Source organism: Tenacibaculum sp. SZ-18, from assembly GCF_002813915.1.
Taxonomy (GTDB): Bacteria; Bacteroidota; Bacteroidia; order Flavobacteriales; family Flavobacteriaceae; genus Polaribacter.
In genome coordinates this window covers 1,087,698-1,111,906 of the sequence record NZ_CP019335.1, presented here as the reverse complement: position 1 = coordinate 1,111,906, position 24,209 = coordinate 1,087,698, and the positions used below count along the sequence as shown (strand labels likewise).

Here is a 24,209-nt window from a genome sequence, read left to right as displayed (position 1 = left end):
GGAAATTGCTTTGTATATTGTTATGCTGGAGCAGTTAATTTACCTCATGGATATGATCCTAGGATAAAAAAAACTCATCAATCACAACTTAAACTATGAAATCTATATTTTTCTCATCCACCTTGAGTAAGAACCAATTTAAAAATGTGTTTTTCTTGAATTATAAAAAACAATTTATATCTGTAGCAATTCTATTGTTCTGGTTTTCTAATGCCTTTACCCAAGAGGAGGAAAAATTATCTGGTCTTTTTCAAAACTTCGATTATCAAGAAGTTGAAAATGGATTAAATAGCTTTGAAAAGATAGCTACTGAAAAAACTAAGTATAAGTGGCGTACCAATATAGAAAGAGAGCTGGTCAACAACTTTTTCGAACAGATTATACAATTTACTAAGTCAGTAAGAAGTGATGAGAATAAATCTGTTTCTACTATATACAAATACAATTTAAAATTAATAAAAAAGCAGAATGGAAAAATTGCATTATATAAACTTTACAGACTAAAAAATGTAAAAGTAAATGGTAAATGGACTCCAACTGAAATAATAGTAAAAGAAGGTTCAAATAAAATAATGAAAGAATTAGAATCAGAATTTTTAAGAGTTTATTCATATCCTTTAAATTACAATGAACTTTTTGAAACAAATATTGTTTACGGAGATGTTTGTGGGCGAGTAAGAGGAATTCCTGAATATAGAGGAAAACTAGAAAAACTCATAAAATCGAAAGATTCAAAAAATTTAGTTAAATGGCTAAAATCAACTGTTACCGAAATTCAATTATATGCCATAGACGGAATATTAACGCTAAAAAAACAAGGAATCGATTTTAATAAAGATGTTTTAAAGCTAGTCGATGTAATTAGTAAGAAAAAAGGAGAAGTGTACACATGTAACAGATGTATATATAGTAATAATCTAATTGTAGGAATCATATTAGATATTAAGAATAAGCATAACTCCCAAAAGAGATAGTCGTTAAAATTAGTTATGAAATCTATATTTTTCTCAATAATTTGGAGCAGCAAAGGATTTAACTTAATGGATAACGAATTTGAAGATGAGTTATTTAATAAAAGTTATTTGTTATTTGGGTTATTTGGAGTTGTTAATTTCTTATTCAACTTTGATGATACTTACGAAACTAACAAGTACTTTTTTCATCTGGTTTCGTTTTTACTCTCTGTATTAATCGCAATCATATTTGGTTTTATATCTTCTTATATTCTATTCAAAACAGGTAAAATTCTTAGTGGAAAAGCTACCTATCTCGATATTTTTGCTGTTTTGGCATATTCCTTTGTTCCTTTAAGCATAGGCTTGTTATTAATTCTATTTTTTAAAGACACATACAACTTAATCTTATATACAAGTTATCTTATTACTTTAAAAATCTTAACATTTGGACTTCTTAAGTATAATAAATATGGAATTCTTAAAACCATAGTTAATATAAGTGTATTAGTAGCTTTTTTTTACTTATTGTACTTTATTTTGCCTCATTTAGTAATTTAATATTCTTTAAAATTCGAAAAAATAATGAATAGCATAACTCGAAAATTAATAATCTTAAATATCTTCACAATCTCTTGTGCTATTTCACAAAACTCAACTAAACACATGAACAAAAACGTACCAAATAGTGTTCAAATTATAGATAATCATCTTGATCTTTTTTTTGATGAAAGTACCGACATTGTAGTATTCGATGAAATAGAATCTGAAACTATTCATAGAGATATTTTCTTTATAAAAGCAACAGAAGATAGACCTTTCAATATTTTATTGAGTTGTGGTATGAGCGCTTTACCCATGAATGTGCCTAGTGATATTGATTCATCTGAATATGCAGAAGTAATGATATTGCTTCCTAAAGAATGGAATTTAGAATACGAATCATTCAGTGATGAAAGGAATTATTGGCCGATTAGGATTATGAAAGAATTAATGATACTTCCTCATCCAAACAAAACTTGGTTAGGATTTGGACATTCTTTAGGTCATGAGGATGATGATGAGCTTGCAGAAGGAATTGGTTTCAACTCAGTACTACTTGTTAACTCTGTAGAGCTTTCAGAGGAATTTACTCAAATCACTTTGGATGATAATAAAACTATTGATATTTATACGATAATTCCACTTTATAAAGAAGAATTAGAATTTAAAAAGAAACATGGCACTATGAAGTTACTAGAAAAATTTGACGAGTTTGGAATTGAAGAAATAGTAAAACTGGGACGTAAAAATGTTTGTAAATAATCATATCTCTGAAGAATATAATTTCATATTAGAAAGTTTAATTACGGGTTAACCAATTAAAATAAATCTCATTGAAAGAACATATGATTTACTCCTTCAATTCCAATAAATTATTATAATGAATTCATAGTTCAAAGTATTCATCAACTTTTTGGGACTAATTTTTTTAAACTTTAAATCTATTTCTTTCTTAAACTTAGGTTCAGGCTTACCTAAATTCTTTCTAGCTTCTGTGTAAAATTCTTTACGAGTTGGATGATGATCTGCACAAGCATTAAACGTTTCTCCAAATACATCTTTCTCAATTATTTGAGAAATAATTGTAATACAATCATCTCTATGAATCATATTTACAAATCCATCTGGTTGCGGAATTTCTTTCTCAGCAAACCAATTCCCAGGTTGTCTTTTCCCTCCATATAATCCAGCAAATCTAATTATCTTTGTTTTGAAATTCGAATTCCTTCTAAACAACTCCTCTTCCCTAACTAATAAAGCATCATCAATAGTTTCATCTTATTCAGTATACACTTTATTATTCCTAGGATAAACTGAAGTTGAGCTAATAAAAATCACTTTTTTAATAGCTGATTTTTCAATTTGAGATATCAAGTTTTCATAAGGTTATATTTCTTTTGATGTTATCATAATTAATAGCACATCAATATTGAAAAAGTCTGAATTGAATATTTTTTTTCAATATCAACTATAAAAGGCAAAATATTCAGCTCCTTTAAATGAGTTAATTTATCCTCAGATCTAGTTGATCCTTTAACAGTTACTCCGTCATTTATCAACTTCATCGCCAAAGGAATCCCTAAACATCCACTCCCTAAAATACTATAAACTTCTTGTGCTTTTTTATACCCCAAAAATGCTAAAAATCAACACCAATAACCACTAAGGTTTTAAATTAAAACTTGACTTTTTTAGTTTTTATAAATAATTTCACAAAAACTCTTATTATTTAAATGAGCCTTTCAATTACTGTAAATTTAACATATAGGAAAATCTCTTTACTTTTTTTTTGTTTTTTCTTCTTAAACCTAACAGTTGCACAAGATAAAAAACTGGATTCGTTAATTCGAATTTCTATTAATAATACCATTGAAGATAGTACTCGTTTACAAGCAAAATTAGATTTAGCAAATTATATTTTAAAGAGAAATTTAGATACTATTCTTCCATTAAGTAAAGAGGTAATAAGGAAGGCAGAAGTTGCTCTATCTCAAGGAAAGTCTGCTAAGATTTTTAAAAAAATCAAAGTACGTGCATTCAATAATATCGGATACTATTTTTCCAAGAAGGAAATAGAAGACTCTTCGGTTTTTTATTATGATAAAGGTATTAATCTGGCAAAAGAAATTGGAGATATAAATCGTATTTCATTAATTTACAACAATCTTGGGGCCTACTTTTACAGGAACGGAAATTATAAAAAAGCACTTAATTATTATGATAATTCTTTACTTATAGCAGAAAAACATAGATTAAATTATCAAAAAGCTTTAGCTCTGAATAATATTGGAATGCTACATAGACAACAAAAAGATTATGATAAAGCTTTAAAATATTATACCCAAAGTTATGAACTTCAATTATCGAGAAAAGACACTAATGGGATTGCTCTTGCCAATAATAATGTTGCCTCTATCTATTTCTATAAAAAAGATTATGCAAAAGCTTTAAATACATGGAAACAATCTCTAAATTGGTATGAGGCTACAAAAAACAACCGTAGTTTAGCCATTACAACGAATAATGTTGCGAAAGCATTTCAAAGGTTAAAAGATGTCGATTCTGCCTTAATGTTCTATAAAAAAAGTCTTATTCTGAAAAAAGAATTAAAAATGACAACGAGTTACGCATTAACGCTAGACAATATTTCTCAACTACAGATTCAAAAAGGAAATTTTAAAACCGGAGAAAAACTAGCGCTAGAAGCTTTAGAAATATTCAAGAAAAAAGGAAGAATTAAAAACTTAGAACAAACAAGTAAAAATCTCTCTATGCTTTATAGTAAAAAGGGAGAATATAAAAAAGCTCTAGATCAATATAAACTATATATAAACTATCGAGATAGCATCGCAAATAAATTATCTAAAAAAGAATTAATTGAGCAAGAGGTTCGTTTTAAATACACAACACAAAAACTACGCGATAGTATTGTAAATGAAAACAAGATTGCTTTAAAAGAGGTAGAAATCAAGAATAAATCGTCTCAAAATAAATTGTATTTAACATCTTTAATATTTGCTTTAATTGCCTTAGCAGGAATATTTTATTTCTTTATTTCGAAAAGAAGGGAATCGATTTTAGAAGTACAGAAACAACAAGAAATTAATACCTTAAAATCGAATTTATATACAAACATTACTCATGAATTTAGAACACCTTTAACAGTGATTATAGGTATGAGTGAAAACATAAAAAAGAATAAGTACGTCGATGAATCCATAAATACTATTAAAGATAATAGTAGACATTTATTAAAGTTGATTAATCAATTATTAGATTTTTCTAAGCTAGAAGAAAATAAAATTAAGCTTGCTTATAAAAAAGGAAATATTACCAATTATGTTAACTACTTAGTAGAAAGTTTGAGTTCACATGCAATTACTCATAAAATAGATTTAAAATTTCAAAGTGAAGAACAAATAGAAATGGACTTCGATCCAAACTCAATTTCTCATATCATTACCAATTTAATTAGTAATGCAATTAAGTTTAGTCCTGAGAACTCAGAAGTTAAAATCAAATCAGGAAAACTAATTAAAAATAACAAAGAATTTCTTCAGTTAATCATACAAGATTTTGGTATTGGTATTTCGGAAGAACATCAAAAGAAAATCTTTGAACGTTTTTATCAGGTTGACAATACCTCAACTAAAAATAATCAAGGTAGTGGTATCGGTTTAGCTATTGTTAAAGAATTAACTGAATTAATGGCAGGAACGATCACAATTGAAAGTAAAATAAATGAAGGAACAAAATTCATAGTTACCTTACCAATTGAAAATAAGGCAACAGATGAGTTTCATATTCCTATGTATTCAGGTGAAAAACAGAAAGCAAATAAATCGACTAAAATTAATACCAATATTCAGCAACCTCTTGTACTCATTGTAGAAGACAATAAGGATATAGCTAAATACCTAACACATTGTTTAGAAGATAACTATCGAATTTTATATGCCGAAAATGGTGAAGATGGCTTAAAAAAAGCTATTGAACACATTCCAGATATTATTGTAAGCGATGTTATGATGCCAAAGAAAAATGGTTTTGAATTATGCATGGATATCAAACAAAAAGAGATTACATCTCATATTCCAGTAATATTACTTACAGCAAAAGCCTCTAAAAATGATAGTTTAGAAGGATATACTCAAGGTGCAGATGCTTATTTAACGAAACCATTCGATCAAGAAGAATTACTTGTTAGATTAGAAAAACTGATCGAATTAAGAAAAAAACTGCAATTAAAATATGCTCTTGGAGCAACTATAGAAAGTGAACTTACTTCAAAAAATGAAAATATAAATGATGCATTTATTTCTAAAGTGATTTTGGTCATAAAAGAAAACCTTGAGGACTCGAGTTTTAATGCTTCAAAATTAGCATCTGAATTGCATTGCAGTGAATCTCAATTATACAGAAAAATAAAAGCAACTACCAATTCTTCAACTTCTATTTTTATTAGAACAATTCGCTTAGATGAAGCTAAAAAATTAATCCTAAATTCGTCTTTAAGCATTTCTGAAATTTCATTCAAAACAGGATTTAGTGATCCAAGCTGGTTTAATAAAACCTTTAAAGAAAAATTCGGGAAAACCCCAAATTCATATAGAAAATAAAAGGTTTGCAGTAATACTACAATAGCTTGCAAGAATACTCATATTAAAAATTACTCCTATTTAAAACCTTTGTAGCGGGAATAATTTTAATAATAAGTATTATGAAAACAATTACTATTAATATACGTATAGTAGTTTCATTTTTATTGATTTTCGTAAGTGTAAAATCAGTACATGCCAACACTAAAAATGATGATAATTTAAATTCTGGGAAAAGCAAAATTCTTACCATTGTTAATATTCCAGATACTAACTTTAAAAATGTGTTATTAAATCATACTCCAACTATTGACACCAATGGAGATAATGAAATACAAATAACAGAAGCGGAGTCTTTTACAGGAATAATTTCAGCAAATAGTGCATCAATTTCTGATTTAACGGGTATTGAAGCTTTTATAAACCTAAGCGAGCTTAACGTTGCCGATAATAACATAACTATCTTAGATATTTCGAGCAATATTAACCTGACAAGTGTTTCGTGTAATAGAAACAGCATTACTTCCCTAAAAGCGCTTTCAAATTCACTACTAAATTTTTTAAACTGTAGTGAAAATAACCTTAGCTCTATAGATATTTCTGGAGCAACGGGGTTAAGAACCTTACTTATTAGTGACGCAAATATTACATCTATCGATATTACAAATTCAACAGATTTACAAGTTTTCGAATGTTCTAAAAATCAATTAACCTCTATTGATATTTCAAAAAATACTTCGCTACAAATATTCAAATGTGACGAAAACTTACTTACCTCTGTTGATGTTTCAAAGAATCTTGATTTGACAAACTTAACTTGTAATACTAATCAATTAACAACTATTGATGTTAGTTTGAATATAAACTTGAGAAGCTTAGTTTGCGCTGTTAATGAATTAACTTCATTGGACATCTCTAAAAATACCCAATTAAGAACTCTGAATTTTTCTGTAAATGATTTAACTACTATAGATTTAAGTAACAATATACAATTACAGACTTTATATTGTAACGGAAATCAATTTACGTCAATCGATCTAACTAATAATACAAACTTAGTAGAATTCACTTGTGATAGTAATCAATTAACCGCTTTAGATTTATCTGTTAATTCTGCGCTGAGAACGTTATCGTGTGTATCAAATCAGCTAGCAAGTCTAAATCTTGCAAACGGTAATAATAGTAATATGACACAAATGTTTGCTGGAACAAACGCTAGTTTAAGTTGTGTTCAAATTGATGCAGGATTTACTCCTCCTACAGATGGAACTTGGTTAAAAGACAGCACTGCGAGCTACGGAGACAACTGTATAACCAAATATGCATTAACACTAAATGCAACAAACGGCTCTATAAATACCAATCCAAATGCAACAACCAATGAATTTAACGCAGGAACGGAAGTTACTTTATTAGCTATTCCAAATACTGGATACATTTTTGATAGTTGGTCTGGTGATATTACAGGTGCAACAAACCCTGTAAATATTACTATGGATGCAGATAAAACAGTTACAGCAAACTTTAGTTTAGCTCCTATTGTTAATATTCCTGATACCAACTTTAAAAATGCACTAGTAAATAACTCATCAATTAATACCAATAGTGATTCAGAAATTCAGTTGACGGAAGCTTTAAATTATTCTTCTTCAATTAATGTTTCCAATGAATCTATCTCGGACTTAACTGGAATTGAAGCTTTTGAAAATATTACTTCATTAATTTGCTTTTCGAACACAATTGCGTCATTAGACCTTTCTTCAAACACTGAATTGGTGAACTTATATTGTTACAATAACCAAATTTCTGATTTAGATCTATCTAGTAATTCAAAACTAATTGAGTTAGACGCTAGAAACAATTCGTTATCAAGTTTAAATCTTGCTAATGGTGAAAATGGAAATATTGCGGTTATGGAGGTAAATAACAACTCGTCTTTAGGTTGTATTCAAATTGATGCTGGTTTTACGCCTCCAAATGATGGAACTTGGGTGAAAGATTCAACAGCAAGCTACAGCGAAAATTGCATTGCTACAGCAAGCGTTATTAATTTAGAATACAACAATGCTATTCTAATCTATCCGAACCCTATGAAAAACAGTATTCAAATAGAATCGAAATCTTCTGAATATGAAATTGACAGTATTGAAATATATAATATCCTTGGAATGAAGGTAGTTTCAACCGATGATAAAATTATAAATGTAACAGGTCTTACTAAAGGAATTTATTTGGTAAAACTTAAAGATCTTAAGGGAAAAATAGCTTTAAGGAAAATGATTAAAGAATAAGAAATGAATAACAAATTTAAAAAGGATTACAAAGTAGAACTGATACTCACAGGTATATACATTGTAATATTTATAATGATTACTTATTGTTATTCCTAGTCTAATTTTTTTTTAGACTCCCCCAGAAGAGTTTATCATTCGATAAGCTCTTCTTTTTATAGCGTAAAATTTAGCAATCGCCATCACAGCAATTATCATCCTTTACCAATTTACACGTAGCTACGGCTAATAAGGCTCCTAAAATTGGAGCTATCATATACAACCAAATATCTTGAAAATGTCCAGAAACGATAGCTGGTGCTAAAGATCTAGCTGGATTCATAGATGCCTTTGTAATTGGTCCCGCAAACATGGCCTCTAATAAAACTACGCCTCCAATTGCGATTCCAGCCATCACCCCTACTTCTTTACTTCCTGTTGAAACATTAATAATAGTAACCATGAGAAAAAATGTAAGCAGCAGTTCCATAATAAATGCCCGAATCGCGTCTGTTGATGGGATAGTAGCTCCGTAAAACTCACTATTAGGAAATAAGAACCATAGTATAAGACTAGCCAAAAGGGCTCCTAGAATTTGAAAAACAATATATTTGGGAACTTCGGACCAAGGAAATTTTTTTGCATAAGCAAATGAAATAGTAACTGCTGGGTTAAAATGTGCTCCAGAAATTTCTCCTAAAGCATAAATCATAGCCATTACTATTAATCCCCAAGTAATTGCAATTCCAACATGACCAATTGATCCGTTGGTAACATCGTTAATAGTCATCGCTCCAGTTCCACAAAAAATTAATGAGAAAGTTCCTACAAACTCGGAAATATATTTTTTCATGTGTACAAAGATACGATCAAGAATCAATCTTTTTTTTAAGTTTTTGTTAACATTTATCCCCTGTTTAAGCTGTAATTTTATACGGACTAAAAAAACAAACTAATTATTATCATGAAAAAATTATTATTAGGACTATTTGTTGCGTCTTTAACTTTATCAGTTAACGCACAAATTAAAACCCCTCAACCAAGTCCACTTTCTAAAATTGAGCAAAAAGTAGGTTTAACTGATGTAACAGTTGAATACTCGAGACCTGGAGTTAAGGGAAGAAAAGTTTTTGGAGATTTAGTTCCTTTCGGAAAATTATGGAGAACTGGTGCTAATAAAAATACCATAGTAACTTTTAGTCAAGACGTTACAATTGATGGAAAGTCACTAAAGAAAGGTTCATATGCAATTTTCACCAAGCCGGGAACTACTTCTTGGGAAGTTATGTTTTACAGTGATACCAATAACTGGGGAACTCCTCGAAAATGGGACGATAAGAAGGTAGCATTAACTACAACTGCTAAAGTTCAAAAGATGCCAATGACTGTTGAGTCTTTTACAATAACAATTGATGATCTTACGAATAATTCTGCTGTATTAGGAATTTTATGGGAAAATACATATGCTGGAATCAAATTTAATGTACCAACAGATAAGGCTGTAGAATCAAGTATTGCTTCTGTAATGGCAGGACCAGGAGCAAATGAATTTTACGCAGCAGCATCTTATTACATGGATGAAGGTAAAGACATTAATAAAGCGATGATGTGGATCGACAAAGCTGTTGATATGACAAGTTCTGAACCTCGTTTTTGGTATTTACGCAAGCAGTCTTTAATTCACGCTAAAGCTGGAGATAAAAAAGGAGCAATAAAAGCAGCTAAAGCTTCTTTAATGCATGCTGAAAAAGCTAATAATGCAGACTACGTTAAGATGAACAAAGAATCTCTTAAAGAATGGGGAGCTTAATATCTATCTAAATTTAATTAAAAGTAAGACTCGGGTTTCATAAGCTCGAGTTTTTTTATTCCCTTTATTTTTACCTTATTAAAAATATACTATACACGTCTATTTAAAGATTGCTAAAATAGGAGCTATATTCATTCCTACAGCTGTGCTATTTAAACACACTTTAGTGTATCTCAAATTTACCGAAGAAGTACTAGAAGAGTAATTCAAGTTTCAGGTAATTTATTAAAAATTATAGCTACAGTTTAGCTTAGTCATAAAAACTACTCTCCTTACCAAAATAATACAGTAAAAAACTTTTTGTGAAGTACGCAAAACTATTTATGTCTCACCTAAAAGCTATTATCAAAATAAGAGAAAACTAAAAAACAAATAACATAGAAATAAGCTATTTGTTTTTTATACTATTTACTTTAAGGTTATAGCCATTCTATTAATCCCTATTTCTACTTACTAATTGTATTAAAACGGACAGTAACATTACCAATCCACAACCTAGAGCATTTAACCATAAATAACTAATCAAAGCTTCTTCTCCATTTTGTTCTGGTAAAAATATCCCAAAATAGTAAATTGCGATTATTAATATCTGAGTAATTGTAGCACCTATAAAAACAGCATTAGATTTTACAAATTTCAAAAAGAATGCTATTAAGAAAATGCCTAATACATTTCCGTAAAATATAGAACCTATTATATTTACAAGTTGAATGAGATTATCAAATAAATTAGCAATACAAGCAATTAAAATAGCCAAAACTCCCCAACCCAAAGTGAACCATTTAGACATATTCACATAATGCTGATCACTCTTTTCTTCTTTTACATTTCTTTTGTATAAATCGATTGCTGTTGTAGAAGCCAAAGCATTTAATTCAGAAGCTGTAGATGACATAGCAGCGGATAGTATTACAGCCAATAATAAACCTATTAATCCTTTTGGAAGATTGTTCAATATGAAATGAATAAATACATAATCCTTATCATTAGTTTCTACCTTATCACTCGATTTTGCAATAATCTCCTTGGCCTTTTCTTTTAACTTTAAATCTTCTTCGTTTAATCCCTGAAGCTTTGGCTTGTTATCTTCAGTAATTCCATTTAAGATGAGCGTTTTCTTTTCGGATTCAATCTCTCGATGTCTTTCTTCTAAAACTTTATACTCCGATGCATACTGAGAATTAATAACCGCTTCTTGTGCTTTCGGATTAAAATTTAAAGGCGATGCATTAAACTGATAAAACACAAAAACCATTACACCTACTAACAAAATGAAGAATTGCATAGGAACTTTTAATAATCCATTAAAAATTAATCCAAGCTGACTTTCGCGTACTGATTTACCTGATAAATATCGTTGAACTTGACTTTGATCTGTTCCAAAATATGATAACATTAAAAACGTTCCTCCAAGAAAACCTGTCCAAACTGTATAGCGATTATTCAAGTCCCAAGAAAAATCTAATACTTTCATTTTATTACTAGCACCAGCAATCTCAAGTGCTTTTCCAAATGTAATTCCGTCAGGCAAATATTGTAATATCAGATAAAATGCAATAAACATTCCTGAGAATATAATTGCCATTTGTTGTTTTTGTGTAACACTTACTGCTTTGGTTCCACCACTCACAGTATATATAATAACCAACAATCCGATTATGATATTCAAAAAGACTAAATCCCAACCTAACACCGCTGACAAGATAATTGCTGGAGCGAAAATGGTAATTCCAGCAGCTAATCCTCTTTGAATTAAAAATAAAATTGCAGCTAAAGTTCGAGTTTTAAGATCAAATCGACTTTCTAAATACTCGTAAGCCGTGTAAACATTAAGTCTATGGTAAATAGGAATAAAAACTAAACAGATAATTACCATTGCTAATGGTAATCCGAAATAGAATTGCACGAATCCCATTCCACTATGAAAAGCTTGTCCAGGTGTTGATAAAAAAGTGATAGCGCTAGCCTGAGTTGCCATAACTGATAATCCGATAGTCCACCACTTTGTATCATTTCCACCTTTAATATATTGTTCTACATTTTCACTACCTCTTGTTTTCCAAGTTCCATATAATACAATAAATAATAAGGTAAGTGAAAGTACAATCCAGTCTAAAGTTTGCATGAGTATGTTATTTAGTATATGCGTTAGTGATTAAATAAAAAAGAACAATGTACACCAGATTTGCTACTAGAACGAGTGTGTACTCTTTTTTCCACATATACTTTTTACTCATAATACTTTAGTTTGTTTTATTGATAGTTTTAATTATTCAGCTGGCTTACTAAAAAAGTTATCAGATAAAGATGTTTGACTAATAATTGCTGATGAAAACACTGTTGGCTCACCTGCTGGTTCAGTTGGAACACCTTGCTCGTTTTTCTTGTACCAAATTATAGATTTTGGTAATATGAAACCGTTAACGTTTTCCCAATCATTATATCTAATGATATTAAACTTCTTAGAAGGCTTTTTACTATAATACGTTACAGTGTAACCTAACCAAGCCATTTGTTTTGTTTCAGGATGGTAAAATATAAAATAATTATCATCTGGAGAAACTCCTACGTTTGCTTTGTATGATATTTTAATTCCAGGATAAGTAATTCCTTCAAAAGTAATTGGATCCATCTCTGAATATACAATACCATCGTCAGCTAATACAAAAGGCATTGCATAAAAGTAGAAATATAAGTTATAATAAAATTCAGGATTTCCTTTAAACGCTGTTGAGTCTTTTTGACTTAACCATACTTCTTTTCCATCATATCCTAATGAAAAATTTTCACCATGAATAACTGCTTTTCTTGTTTGTAGGTCAGTCATGTGCTCCTGTCCTTTTACTTTGTACGTTAAACTTTTGGCTTTTCTCCAAGCATCTAAACCTCCATGCTTTTGAAGAACATCCTCTAAAGCTTTTGGATACGTTGCTTCTTTTTCAACTTCTTTCTTAACCTCGTCATTAACCTCTTTTTTTATTTCGGTTTTACAAGCAAATACTAAAACTACTAGTAAGAATAATGATATTCGTTTTCTCATGGACAATAAATCTAAGGATATTTGGTCGAAGATATTTTCTAAAATTACATTTTTAACGTAAATAAAACTCCTTGAGTATGATCAAGGAGTTTTTAAAACTTGTTTGGGCTTCTTAATATCCTGTATCTGTAAGCGTTTTGGTAAATGCTACTAATGCATCAATTTCTTTTGCTGTTAAACTTAAATTGTCAAAGGGCAAAGTTTGATAATCATTTTTAATTCCTAAACCAGCAGCACCTCCAATATTGTAAAAATTAATTACTTCCTCTAAGTTTACATAAACTCCATTATGCATGTATGGAGCCGTAACTCCAGCGTTCCTAACTGTTGGAGTTTTGAAAAAATGCTTTCTTTCTGAAGTTTTAAACAATTCATATCTACCCAAATCTGGAGATAATTGAGCATTTATAGTATCGGTAGTTGCTGGAACTCCAATAAACTCAAGTTCTGTATCTGTGTAATTTGGTGGAACCGTTCCGTTGAAAACTGGAGCAAAATGACATGTTGCACACATTGCTTTTCCCATAAACAAATTAAAACCTAACTGTTCTTCTTTAGTTAACGTATTTTCTTCTCCTCTAATGTTTTTATCAAATTTAGAATTAAAAGGATTTAAACTCCTGATATATGAAGCAATCGCATGTCTAATATTGTAATCAATCCTTTTATTGTTATACAATTTCTCAAGTTTATTTTTGTAAAAATCATTTTGTTGAACTCTGCTCACAATAGAATCCATAGACATATTAAATTCATTATGATTTTTCACAACTCCAATAACCTGACCTTCTAAACTACCAGCTCTCGCATCTGTAAAAAATGCTTGCTGATAAGCCGAATAAGCAACGGTAGGTGTATTTCTAGTTTGGTTTTTATCAAATGTTTTCTTACCATCTGTAAATGCCAATTCCTTTATATGACAAGTAGCACAAGCCATTGAATAATCTTTAGACAACGATTTATCATTAAATAATTCTTTACCGAACTCAACTTTTTGAGCAAGATTTGTTGTGTCACTTAATTGATCAGAAAAGTAATTGATATTTAAAGCATCCTTAGAAAAAAGAGTTGTTAATGTATTTGACAAAGCCATTTCAAAAGGAAATTTTACATTCCAATCTTTTTGAACCTCAACTAATAATTTCAACTGTTTATCTGTATGCTGTTTTATGAATGTAAAACGATCAAAAGTATCGAAATCATGATCTAAATCTTTTTGAGCAGCTATAATTTCTTTAATGAATTTATCTTTGAGTTCATTTGATTTAAATTTGTTTTCATTCATTTTAACAATCTCAATTAAGGTATTATAAGAATATTTACTTTCTAATAACGATTGACTTAATACTGGAGAATCAAAACCAGTAATTCCTGTTGTTGCAATTCTTACAATTTGTTCTCTAATCAACCAAATAATATGGTAATCTTTCAACTTTAAAGAAAAATTTTCCTTAATTAATTTTAATCGATCTCTTGTTACATTAATCGCTCGAGTTAAAGTAACTGTATCAATCTCCTCTTCATAAAGATTCTCTTCAATAACTTGAAAACCGATTGGATTAATTACTCTAGTATCTTGAGATTCTTCACCCTTTACTTGAATAATATTTGGAGCATTTAAAGATTTATAATTATCCTTATCCGAATACGCTAAAATCGGCTCCATCATCTTTAAATATTTGCGAGCTTCCTTGTAATGCTCCTTTCTTTCCTCAGAAGGAATTTCTAAGTTTAACTTCTCTAAACTTACAATTGCATTCGTTAAATATTCATTATATAAAGCAGAAATATTTTTAGAAAATGGATCTATAGATACATATTTTTTTTCTTCTTTACCGCATCCCACTATCAAAAGCAAAAGACATACACAAAGGTATGCCTTAGCACGACTAAATATGTCTTTCATTATTATCTTTCTAATCCAGTGATAACATGTAAAACAGAACCTTCTTTTCTGTTTCCTAAATCAGGATTTGCCATTGGATCTGTAAATGAAGTTCCATCAGCTGGCTCCCATCCGTGATTTTGAGTAATCAGGATAAATGTATTCTTACCGTTATTAACAATTTCAGTAACATCAATCATTCCTGTAATTTCCCAGTTTCTTGTGTTTGAACCATATCCCATATCAGCAGCTCTATTTTGGTCACATTCTAATACAGTTTTAATCTCTCCAGTATTTAAGTTGTACTGATATAATTTAGCAAATCCGTTTACTGAAGTATCTAAATATCCGTTTGGATCTTCTTGAATGTAAGCATAGTTTTCAGTTACTAAAATATTATCAGGTGAATGGAATCCATCAGCTTTACCACCAACTTTATCTCCATCTAAAACACATGTAATTTTAGCAGCTCCTGTAGGATCAGTATCGTTTAAAACAACCTTATAAATACGACCTAAGAAAGTTCCTTTACCAGCTAATCCAGATTTGTTTCTTCCTGTTACAGCGAAATAAAGTTCTCTTTGATTACCTGCAGAACCTCTTCTCCAATCAATATCTTCTAAGCGTGAGAATCCCATAACTCCTTTAGATTTAGCTTCAGCATCTAATGCATTGATTTCAGTTTCCGTTAATTCAACAAATTCAGCATCATACTCAGTTCCTTCAACCATATCAACTTCGTAAGTGATTCCAGCAGTAGAAACTTTTAATCCGTATAATTTACCTCCTTCTAAATCTCCTCTGTTTCCAACATACATTCCTAATTGTCCTGATGGTACATCATTATCAGAATGATCATCACCAATAAAAGCAACAGTTTGATTTGGGTAAGCATCTTTACCGATAACAACAGCATTTTCAGTTGACCATTGTCCAAAAGCAGATAATAATTTTCCAGTTCCAGCGTCAGCAACTGATTTATATGGATCTGTAGCGAAAACTCCTTTTGAAGATCCTCCCCATTCTCCACCAGATAAATACATTGGTCCAAAACCATGCTCTTGCATAGAAATCATAGAACCAGAACATTGAGCAGTTTCAGCTGTAGCAGCTGAATTTAAAATATACTCACCTTCTGTAGGTCTTAAATTTTCGTTTAATCTAATCCTCGCGATTGAGTAATCAGCTTCAATATTATTAATTAAAGTAAACGTTCCATCAGCTTCTCTTAGTAATCCAGCTCCATCCGCCATTGATCCGTAAACGAAATCAGGTGTGTTTGGGATTACATCTTCTGATGATAAAATTGGAGTAATTTTTAATCCTACGAAATCAGGAGTTACTTTTAAGAAATTTGGAGTTTTTGAAGATGCTAAATATACAGAAGCATCAGAACCGTTTGGTCCAGTTGCACCTGTTGCTCCAGTTGCACCGTCTTGTCCGTTTACTCCATCTACTCCGTCAATTCCATCTTTAGGATCTTCACAAGAGGTAAGCGTAGTAAAACCAATAGATAAAGCTAATAACGCAGATAAGCTTAGTTTAAGATTTTTCATAATGTCCTTATTTAAGTTTTGTTTTTTGTTGGTACAAAACAAGACAAGCAGATTAAAGTTTAAATCAATCAAATTTTAATTTCTTTTTAAGAAACTGTTACAAAATTGAACTTAGCCTTAATAATTAGAATTGTTTTAAATAAATAGCTTAAACCAACACAAAAACTAAATTAAACACTGAAAAACAGTAATTTAAAAAAGTGTATATAAAAAAAGCGACCATAAAAAGGCCGCTCTAACTACAAAATATGTAATTTTTTTGTTAATCCTAGTTACCTAACCAAGCATTTAACATCCAAACCGTTTTTTCTTGTTCTGTAATAAAATCACTCATCATTGAATTTGTACCTTCATCATTAGCATCGTCAGAAGTATTAAGGATATTTCTTTCTATTTTTAATAACTCAGTTAATGAATTTACAATTAGCGTAATTGCTTCTTCATCTTTACTAATGCTCTTTCCTACGGGCACAGCTCCTGTCTTAATATAATCTTCAAAAGTATGTAATGGTTCTCCTTGTAATGTTAAAACTCTTTCAGCGATTAAATCTATTTTTAACTGAGAATCGGTATATAATTCTTCAAACTTTACGTGAAGTTCAAAAAAGTTTTTCCCTTTAATATTCCAGTGTAACCCTCTTAAGTTCTGATAATACAGTTGAAAATTTGCTAATAACGTATTCAAATCTTCTGCTAATTTATTTGATTTTTCTATATCCAATCCTATGTTCGTCTTTGCCATCTTTATAATTTTTGTTGTTTTGTTTTACAAAATTAGTTCAAAATAAAAGTGTTTAACCATTAGCATAATTGATAGTTTTAATATCTTTATCGAAAATTATTATTAATGACAATCACACAACTAAAATATACATTAGCTGTAGCTGAACACAAAAATTTTACCGTTGCCGCTGAACATTGTTTTGTTACTCAACCAACGCTCAGTATGCAAATACAAAAACTTGAAGAAGAGCTAGATGCTAAAATTTTTAATCGTTCAAAAAAACCAATTGAATTAACCCCAGTTGGAAGAAAAATTGTTGAGCAAGCGAAAGTAATTGTTGATGAAAGTAATAGAATTATAGATATTGTTCATCAACAAAAAGGATATATCGGAGGTGAATTTAAATTAGGAATTATTCCTACTATCATGCCAACATTACTTCCTATGTTTCTTAAACATTTCACTAAGACTTACCCAAAAGTTCAGTTGATTATTGAAGAACTAACAACTGAAGAAATTATCAGAAAACTTACTGATGGTTATATTGATGCTGCTATTGCCGCTACGCCTTTAGGAAATGAAGCTATCAAAGAACGTGTTTTATATTATGAGCCTTTTGTTGGTTTAATACCAAATGAACATAGATTATATGAAAAGGAAAAGTTAGCTGTAGAGGATTTGGAATTAGAAGACATTTTACTTTTAGAAGATGGACACTGTTTTAAAAATAGTGTCATTAACCTGTGTAAAATGAATAAAAAAGATGAGCATAAAAGATTTCAATTAGAAAGTGGAAGTTTTGATACTTTAATTAAGTTGTCAAAGGATGGTTTGGGAATGACTTTACTTCCCTATTTAAATACACTCGACTTAAATGAAAACGATAAAAATCATTTAAGAGAATTTGAAACACCGCCACCTGCGAGAGAAGTGAGTTTAATTTATCATAAATCTCAATTAAAAATGCAATTGATTGAAGCGTTAAAATCTAATATTGATGGAATTATTCGTGGTGCAATTGCTTTTAGTGATGTTGATATTATAAGTCCTATAAAGAAGGAATAAAAACAAAAAAGGAAGCTAAATAGCTTCCTTTTTTGTTTTTTAATTACACAAATTTATGCATACATTTTTTCTCTTAATTCCTTTACTTTAGGATCATCTAAATACTCATCAAAAGTTGCATATTTATCGATTACTCCGTTTGGTGTAATTTCAATAATTCTATTTGCTACAGTTTGCGCAAACTCGTGGTCATGTGTTGTAAATAAAACAGTCCCTTTAAAATTAATCAACGAGTTGTTTAAAGATTGAATTGATTCTAAATCTAAGTGATTTGTTGGTTCATCTAAGTTTAATATATTCGCTCTTGTCATCATCATTCTAGATAACATACAACGAACCTTTTCTCCTCCAGATAAAACGTTACTTTTCTTTAAAGCTTCTTCTCCAGAGAAAATCATTTTTCCTAAAAATCCACGTAAAAAGACTTCCTCTCTCTCTTCTTCTGTTTTAGCATATTGACGTAACCAATCTACTAGATTTAAATCTCCATTTTGGAAAAACTCTGAATTATCAGACGGTAGATACGATTGTGTAGTTGTTACTCCCCAATTATAACTTCCTTCTAAAGCATCTTCGTTTCCTGCTATTATTTGATAAAAAGCAGTTGTTGCTTTAGAATTTTTAGAAATAACAGCTACTTTATCTCCTCTATTTAAATTAATATCAACATTAGAAAATAATAAATCTCCCTCTGCATCTTTAGCTGACAATCCTTCTACATTTAAAATTTGATCCCCTGCTTCTCTATCTCTTTCAAAAATAATCGCTGGATAACGACGACTTGAAGGTTTAATTTCCTCAACATTTAACTTCTCAATCATTTTCTTACGAGAAGTGGCTTGCTTTGATTTTGCAACGTTTGCAGAGAAACGGCGTATGAATTCTTCTAGTTCTTTCTTCTTGTCTTCAGCTTTCTTATTTTGTTGTGCTCTTTGCTTTGCCGCCAACTGGCTAGATTCGTACCAGAAAGTATAATTTCCTGAAAAGTGGTTAATCTTTCCAAAATCAATATCAGAAATATGTGTACAAACAGCATCTAAAAAGTGACGGTCGTGAGATACAACTATTACAGTATTATCATAGTTAGCCAAGAAATTTTCTAACCAAGAAATAGTTTCAAAATCTAAATCATTGGTAGGCTCATCCATGATTAACACGTCTGGACTACCAAATAAAGCTTGAGCTAATAAAACTCTTACTTTTTGCTTACCATCCAAATCCTTAACTAAAGAATAATGGAAATCCTCTTTAATTCCTAAATTTGACAACATTGCCGCTGCTTCAGAATCAGCATTCCAACCGTTCATTTCTTCAAACTGGACTTGTAACTCACCAATCTTCTCTGCATTTTCATCTGTATAATCAGCATATAAAGCATCTATCTCTTTCTTTATCCTATACAAATCTCTATTACCCATTACCACAGTTTCCAAAACCGAAAACTCATCAAATGCATAGTGATCCTGTGATAGAACAGACATTCTTTTTCCAGGCTCCAAGTGAACTTGTCCAGAAGTTGGATCTATTTGACCAGATAATATTTTTAAAAAGGTAGATTTTCCTGCTCCATTTGCACCGATAATTCCGTAGCAATTTCCCTGAGTAAACTTGGTATTTACTTCATCGAACAATACTCTTTTACCAAACTGAACTGATAAATTAGAAACTGTTAACATTTGTCAATTTTTTAAAATTTCATGCAAAAGTATAAAATCTCCATCCTTTTACGGCATTTAAGTAGAATAAATATTATCATAAAAACTCTTATTTATTAGAATATTAACACTGAATTAACATCTCAATTTGAGCTATATTTCTATTTTTGAGCGTTAACATATGCCCGGTTTGAAGAGAATGATTAAATATTTAATTCCCCTTTTATCAATAGTTATAGTTAGTTGTACTAACAATAAGAAAGAGAACCACACATATTTAGGAGGAAAAATCATCAACCCGAAAGCTGACTATATCACCTTACATAATCATTATGAAGAAGTTATAGATTCAGTTAAGTTAAATCCTGATAATACATTTAATGGAGTTTTTAAAGACATTCAAACTGGTTTATACCTTTTCAAACACGGTGCGGAGTTTCAGTATGTATTCCTTGAGCCGCAAGACAGCTTGCTATTGAGATTAAATACGTGGGACTTTGATGAGTCGTTAGTTTTTAGTGGAAGTAACGCTGAAAAAAATAATGCTTTAATTGAAAACTTCTTGATTAATGAGAAACAGGATAAAGATTTTTATAAATATTATGGATTTGAATCCGAGCGTTTCTTAAGTAAGGTAGATTCATTAAAATCTTTAAAGAAAGATTACATAAGTAAGTTTAAAACGAACTATCCCGAAACTTCAGAAAGGTTTTTCGATGTTTTAAACATTGTTTTATATTATCCTCTTTACACAAAATTAGAGACATACATTATTAACAATAGACTAAAAAGTAAACCAATACAATTTGATGAAACTAAGTTTGTTTCTCACAGAAAAGAATTGGACATTAATATAGACTCCTTAATGTTTTTCTCTCCTTATAGAAAATACGTTTATAATAACATTTATTACGACGTTTATGAAAAGAATTTAAAAGATGATAGTGATGAATTCACTGTTGCTGTTTTAGAAACTGTTAATAAAAAAATAGATTCTCAAGAGCTTAAAAATAGATTATTAAAAGAAACAATCCTACGTCATTTTTATACGAAAAAAAGCTGTAGCTTAAATAAAAAGGCTTATGAAGCTTTTTCTAAATTCTCATCTAACGATTCAGATAAAGAGGAGATTGCATGTTTATTAACAGATGTTAAACATGTTCCAAAAAATAGACTTATTCCGAATTTTAGATTGTATACCCCCCAAGGTTCAATGGAAAAAATTCGTGACATAATAAAAAGTAATAGTACAGTTATTTACTTTAGGAACAAGGATTACTCTTCCGATAAATGGGTGGCTTCTAGAATGAATTACTTAATTAACAAGCATCCAAATGTGAATTTCTTAGTGATTAACATAAATGAGGATAAAAATGAGTACATTAATGATTTAAATATCAAACATCAGTATTATCTTCACAAAGAAAGTGACGCTCATAAATTTTTAACCAGTAAATATCCTAGAATGGTCTTAGTTAATAACAATGGAATTGTAAAAAACGGATTCTGTGCTTTGTCCTCGAAAAGGATTGAAAAACAAATAACTGAATTACAGTAACTACCTCTAAATAAGTTTATTTTAAATTCATTACTTTTGCACCGTCCTAAAACAAAATAATATTTAGAATTCGCGGATAGGGCATCTGTGAATTCGTTTAAATTCACAATATGTCAAAATTCGCAGATTTAGGTTTAAAAGAACCTATTAATAAGGCGTTGGTAGATTTAGGTTATGAATCTCCTACCGTTATTCAAGAAAAAGCTATTCCACAAATTTTATCGTCCTCAGAAGATTTAAAAGCTTTTGCTCAAACTGGAACAGGGAAAACTGCAGCTTTCAGTTTACCAATTGTTGAATTAGCTGATGATAAAGACAAAACATCACAAGCAATTATCCTTTCTCCTACTCGAGAACTTGCTGTTCAAATCGGTAAAAATATTGAGGACTTTTCTAAATATCTTCCAGATTTAAAAGTGGTTACTGTTTATGGTGGTGCTAATATTGAGCAACAAATTAAACAGTTAAAAAAGGGAGCACAAATCGTTGTTGGAACTCCGGGTAGAACTGTTGATTTAATTCGCAGACGGGCTTTAAAGCTTGGAAATGTAAAATGGCTCGTATTAGATGAAGCTGATGAAATGCTTAATATGGGATTCAAAGACGAACTTGATAAAGTCCTTGAAGCAACACCTGAAACTAAGCAAACGTTACTTTTTTCGGCTACTTTTCCTAGAGAAGTTGAAGCCATAGCTAAAAATTATATGGATAATCCAGTTGAAATTACTTCTGGACAAAAAAATCAAGGTTCTGATAATGTAACTCACCAGTACTATTTAGTTAGTGAAAGAAGTCGTTATCCAGCATTAAAACGAATCGCAGATATTAACCCTGATATTTATGCCATTGTTTTCTGTAGAACTCGAAGAGAGACGCAAGAGGTAGCAGATAAGTTAATCCAAGATGGTTATAATGCTGATTCACTTCATGGAGATTTATCACAAGCTCAACGTGATAGTGTCATGGATAAATTCAGAAAAAAGAATATTCAAATGTTAGTAGCTACAGATGTTGCTGCAAGAGGTTTAGACGTTGACAATCTTACACATGTTATCAATCACAAACTTCCAGATCAAATAGAGAATTATAATCACCGTAGTGGTAGAACTGGTAGAGCCGGAAATAAAGGTATTTCAGTAGTTTTAGTCAATAGAAAAGAACGAGGAAAATTAAATCCAATTGAACGAATTTTAAAGAAGAAATTCATTGAAACTTCAATTCCTACCGGAAAAGAGATTTGTGAAAAACAATTATTCCATTTAATTGATAAAATTGAAAATTCAGAAGTAAATACTTCAGAAATTGACACATACCTACCAAACATATATGATAAATTAAAAGATTTCTCTAGAGAAGAATTAATTCAAAAATTTGTTTCACTTGAATTCAACTCTTTCTTATCATATTATGAGAATGCACCGGATTTAAATAATATGATTTCAAATGATCGTGGAGAACGTGGTCGTGGGAGAAATGGACGCATGGCAAGCGAAGATATGACTCGTTTCTTTATCAATTTAGGAAGAAAAGACAGATTAAATCCTGCAAAATTAATGGGTTTAATTAACGAACAAGGAATCAACAATAAAGCTGAAATCGGTGCGATTGATATTCTTGACACATTTTCTTTCTTTGAAATCGATAAAAACTTTGAAAGTGATACATTAGATGCCTTCTCAGCAAATTCTCCTGAATTCAATGGAAGAAAAGTAAATATTGAAATTACAAAAACCGAGCGAAAAGGCGGTGGCGGAAGAAGACGCGGAGGAAGCGGAAGAAGCAGAAGAAATGATGATCATCCATCTAAAGGTTTCGGTAGAACTAGAAACAACAAAAAGAAACCCTTCCCAAAGAAAGAAAATTCCAAAGGAAGAGATTCAAGAAGATCTAGAAGAAGATAATTTAAATAGACTAAAAAAAACACCAATAAATTGGTGTTTTTTTAAGTCCAATAATATTATTTTAACTTATATGCCAATCCTACTTGAAAAAAGTCAAATTTTGTATTGACATCGAAAATTTCTGTAAATCCAAAATCAACTTTTAAATCAGGAGTTCGATTTATTAAGCCAATTGAGTACATTGTCGTAATAGATAATTTGTCGGTTAAATCATAAGATCCACCAAGCCCTAAACCTAATCCAAAATCTGTGATATTTTCATCTTTTTCACTTAAATAGTAATCTAATACAGGTCCTGCATTTACGTTGAATTTATCAACTATAGTATATTCAAATTTTAATGGTAATATTAAGATTTCTCCATTCTCACCATTATTAAAAACCTGATTGAATTGGACTTCAGGTATAAAAGAAAATTTATCACTAATTTTAAAATCTCCGAATAAACCAATATAATAACCTGAAGCACCATCAGAACTTTCTCCAATCTGATTATCAAAATTAACTGAAGCAATAAAGTTATTATAACCAGCCGTAACTCCATATTCAGAAGACTGAGAAAATGAATTAAAACTAATAAGTAAAACAAATAGTAATAAAATTGAAAATAAGTTTTTCATTTGTAAACAATTTTTGAGTTAAGCGACGAAA

At 30.1% G+C, this 24,209-nt stretch carries 19 protein-coding genes; 9 read left to right on the top strand and 10 right to left on the bottom strand.

Features of this window, described 5'->3' with window-relative positions:
- Positions 1–95: 95 nt before the first annotated feature.
- The 3 genes from BTO06_RS05085 (at position 96) to BTO06_RS05075 (ending at position 2,258) form a co-directional block, all read left to right on the top strand.
- On the top strand, positions 96–974 hold the full coding sequence (locus BTO06_RS05085) for a hypothetical protein (RefSeq protein ID WP_157811744.1): 879 nt from the start codon (positions 96–98) through the stop codon (positions 972–974).
- A gap of 15 nt (positions 975–989) precedes the next feature.
- Positions 990–1,514 (top strand): YIP1 family protein, encoded by a 525-nt coding sequence (locus BTO06_RS05080; RefSeq protein WP_100924267.1) that lies wholly within the window; start codon positions 990–992, stop codon positions 1,512–1,514.
- 105 nt (positions 1,515–1,619) lie between these two features.
- Complete coding sequence (locus BTO06_RS05075; protein ID WP_157811743.1) at positions 1,620–2,258, top strand: suppressor of fused domain protein; 639 nt, start codon at positions 1,620–1,622, stop codon at positions 2,256–2,258.
- Positions 2,259–2,354: 96 nt separating this feature from the next.
- Here the strand turns inward: BTO06_RS05075 and BTO06_RS18765 are convergent, their stop codons facing one another.
- Both BTO06_RS18765 and BTO06_RS18760 read right to left on the bottom strand, forming a co-directional pair.
- A complete protein-coding gene (locus BTO06_RS18765; protein WP_232731519.1) occupies positions 2,355–2,732 on the bottom strand; it encodes a hypothetical protein in 378 nt (125 codons plus the stop codon).
- Between the two features lie 176 nt (positions 2,733–2,908).
- Positions 2,909–3,130, bottom strand: coding sequence for a hypothetical protein (locus tag BTO06_RS18760; RefSeq protein WP_232731518.1), 222 nt, complete (start codon positions 3,128–3,130; stop codon positions 2,909–2,911).
- 99 nt (positions 3,131–3,229) lie between these two features.
- On the opposite strand from BTO06_RS18760, the gene BTO06_RS05065 reads away from it, so the two are divergent.
- Together BTO06_RS05065 and BTO06_RS05060 are read left to right on the top strand one after the other, a co-directional pair.
- Complete coding sequence (locus BTO06_RS05065) at positions 3,230–6,115, top strand: hybrid sensor histidine kinase/response regulator transcription factor (protein ID WP_100924265.1); 2,886 nt, start codon at positions 3,230–3,232, stop codon at positions 6,113–6,115.
- 101 nt (positions 6,116–6,216) lie between these two features.
- A complete protein-coding gene (locus BTO06_RS05060) occupies positions 6,217–8,385 on the top strand; it encodes an InlB B-repeat-containing protein (protein ID WP_100924264.1) in 2,169 nt (722 codons plus the stop codon).
- A gap of 169 nt (positions 8,386–8,554) precedes the next feature.
- Here BTO06_RS05060 and BTO06_RS05055 read toward each other — a convergent pair whose 3' ends face one another.
- Positions 8,555–9,217, bottom strand: coding sequence for an MIP/aquaporin family protein (locus BTO06_RS05055; protein ID WP_100924263.1), 663 nt, complete (start codon positions 9,215–9,217; stop codon positions 8,555–8,557).
- 111 nt (positions 9,218–9,328) lie between these two features.
- Here BTO06_RS05055 and BTO06_RS05050 point away from each other — a divergent pair, with 111 nt between their 5' ends.
- Positions 9,329–10,174, top strand: a complete 846-nt coding sequence (locus tag BTO06_RS05050; RefSeq protein WP_100924262.1) for a DUF2911 domain-containing protein — start codon at positions 9,329–9,331, stop codon at positions 10,172–10,174.
- A gap of 433 nt (positions 10,175–10,607) precedes the next feature.
- Here BTO06_RS05050 and BTO06_RS05045 read toward each other — a convergent pair whose 3' ends face one another.
- The 5 genes from BTO06_RS05045 to BTO06_RS05025 all read right to left on the bottom strand — a co-directional run bounded on the left by BTO06_RS05045 (position 10,608) and on the right by BTO06_RS05025 (position 17,397).
- Positions 10,608–12,299, bottom strand: coding sequence for a sodium:solute symporter (locus tag BTO06_RS05045; protein WP_100924261.1), 1,692 nt, complete (start codon positions 12,297–12,299; stop codon positions 10,608–10,610).
- Between the two features lie 144 nt (positions 12,300–12,443).
- Complete coding sequence (locus tag BTO06_RS05040) at positions 12,444–13,214, bottom strand: hypothetical protein (protein WP_100924260.1); 771 nt, start codon at positions 13,212–13,214, stop codon at positions 12,444–12,446.
- A 112-nt stretch (positions 13,215–13,326) separates the two neighbouring features.
- The gene (locus BTO06_RS05035) at positions 13,327–15,120 is read right to left on the bottom strand and encodes a cytochrome-c peroxidase (RefSeq protein ID WP_100924259.1); all 1,794 of its coding nucleotides are present in this window, start codon (positions 15,118–15,120) and stop codon (positions 13,327–13,329) included.
- A 2-nt stretch (positions 15,121–15,122) separates the two neighbouring features.
- Positions 15,123–16,655 carry a PhoX family protein gene (locus BTO06_RS05030; protein ID WP_232731517.1) on the bottom strand — a complete coding sequence of 511 codons (1,533 nt, stop codon included), beginning with the start codon at positions 16,653–16,655 and terminating at the stop codon, positions 15,123–15,125.
- Between the two features lie 268 nt (positions 16,656–16,923).
- Entirely contained in the window at positions 16,924–17,397 is a 474-nt protein-coding gene (locus BTO06_RS05025) for a Dps family protein (protein ID WP_100924258.1), read from the bottom strand.
- A gap of 105 nt (positions 17,398–17,502) precedes the next feature.
- Here BTO06_RS05025 and BTO06_RS05020 point away from each other — a divergent pair, with 105 nt between their 5' ends.
- Complete coding sequence (locus BTO06_RS05020; protein WP_100924257.1) at positions 17,503–18,444, top strand: LysR family transcriptional regulator; 942 nt, start codon at positions 17,503–17,505, stop codon at positions 18,442–18,444.
- Positions 18,445–18,497: 53 nt separating this feature from the next.
- On the opposite strand, the gene BTO06_RS05015 is transcribed toward BTO06_RS05020, so the two are convergent.
- Positions 18,498–20,120 carry an ABC-F family ATP-binding cassette domain-containing protein gene (locus tag BTO06_RS05015; RefSeq protein ID WP_100924256.1) on the bottom strand — a complete coding sequence of 541 codons (1,623 nt, stop codon included), beginning with the start codon at positions 20,118–20,120 and terminating at the stop codon, positions 18,498–18,500.
- A gap of 178 nt (positions 20,121–20,298) precedes the next feature.
- Here BTO06_RS05015 and BTO06_RS05010 point away from each other — a divergent pair, with 178 nt between their 5' ends.
- Together BTO06_RS05010 and BTO06_RS05005 are read left to right on the top strand one after the other, a co-directional pair.
- Positions 20,299–21,657: a hypothetical protein gene (locus tag BTO06_RS05010; protein WP_100924255.1), complete on the top strand. Its 1,359-nt coding sequence runs from the start codon at positions 20,299–20,301 to the stop codon at positions 21,655–21,657.
- 110 nt (positions 21,658–21,767) lie between these two features.
- Positions 21,768–23,558, top strand: a complete 1,791-nt coding sequence (locus BTO06_RS05005) for a DEAD/DEAH box helicase (protein ID WP_100924254.1) — start codon at positions 21,768–21,770, stop codon at positions 23,556–23,558.
- 56 nt (positions 23,559–23,614) lie between these two features.
- Here BTO06_RS05005 and BTO06_RS05000 read toward each other — a convergent pair whose 3' ends face one another.
- Entirely contained in the window at positions 23,615–24,178 is a 564-nt protein-coding gene (locus BTO06_RS05000) for an outer membrane beta-barrel protein (RefSeq protein WP_100924253.1), read from the bottom strand.
- Positions 24,179–24,209: the final 31 nt, after the last annotated feature.

What these genes read in the sequence shown, in the direction of transcription:
- BTO06_RS05075 (WP_157811743.1), top strand. Translation starts at nt 1,620, where the DNA reads ATGAACAAAAACGTACCAAATAGTGTTCAAATTATAGATAATCATCTT.
- BTO06_RS05030 (WP_232731517.1), bottom strand. Translation starts at nt 16,655, where the DNA reads ATGAAAAATCTTAAACTAAGCTTATCTGCGTTATTAGCTTTATCTATT.
- BTO06_RS05010 (WP_100924255.1), top strand. Translation starts at nt 20,299, where the DNA reads ATGATTAAATATTTAATTCCCCTTTTATCAATAGTTATAGTTAGTTGT.
- BTO06_RS05050 (WP_100924262.1), top strand. Translation starts at nt 9,329, where the DNA reads ATGAAAAAATTATTATTAGGACTATTTGTTGCGTCTTTAACTTTATCA.
- BTO06_RS05000 (WP_100924253.1), bottom strand. Translation starts at nt 24,178, where the DNA reads ATGAAAAACTTATTTTCAATTTTATTACTATTTGTTTTACTTATTAGT.
- BTO06_RS05065 (WP_100924265.1), top strand. Translation starts at nt 3,230, where the DNA reads ATGAGCCTTTCAATTACTGTAAATTTAACATATAGGAAAATCTCTTTA.
- BTO06_RS05025 (WP_100924258.1), bottom strand. Translation starts at nt 17,397, where the DNA reads ATGGCAAAGACGAACATAGGATTGGATATAGAAAAATCAAATAAATTA.
- BTO06_RS05055 (WP_100924263.1), bottom strand. Translation starts at nt 9,217, where the DNA reads ATGAAAAAATATATTTCCGAGTTTGTAGGAACTTTCTCATTAATTTTT.
- BTO06_RS05020 (WP_100924257.1), top strand. Translation starts at nt 17,503, where the DNA reads ATGACAATCACACAACTAAAATATACATTAGCTGTAGCTGAACACAAA.
- BTO06_RS05085 (WP_157811744.1), top strand. Translation starts at nt 96, where the DNA reads ATGAAATCTATATTTTTCTCATCCACCTTGAGTAAGAACCAATTTAAA.
- BTO06_RS05060 (WP_100924264.1), top strand. Translation starts at nt 6,217, where the DNA reads ATGAAAACAATTACTATTAATATACGTATAGTAGTTTCATTTTTATTG.
- BTO06_RS05045 (WP_100924261.1), bottom strand. Translation starts at nt 12,299, where the DNA reads ATGCAAACTTTAGACTGGATTGTACTTTCACTTACCTTATTATTTATT.
- BTO06_RS05035 (WP_100924259.1), bottom strand. Translation starts at nt 15,120, where the DNA reads ATGAAAGACATATTTAGTCGTGCTAAGGCATACCTTTGTGTATGTCTT.
- BTO06_RS05005 (WP_100924254.1), top strand. Translation starts at nt 21,768, where the DNA reads ATGTCAAAATTCGCAGATTTAGGTTTAAAAGAACCTATTAATAAGGCG.
- BTO06_RS05080 (WP_100924267.1), top strand. Translation starts at nt 990, where the DNA reads ATGAAATCTATATTTTTCTCAATAATTTGGAGCAGCAAAGGATTTAAC.
- BTO06_RS05040 (WP_100924260.1), bottom strand. Translation starts at nt 13,214, where the DNA reads ATGAGAAAACGAATATCATTATTCTTACTAGTAGTTTTAGTATTTGCT.
- BTO06_RS05015 (WP_100924256.1), bottom strand. Translation starts at nt 20,120, where the DNA reads ATGTTAACAGTTTCTAATTTATCAGTTCAGTTTGGTAAAAGAGTATTG.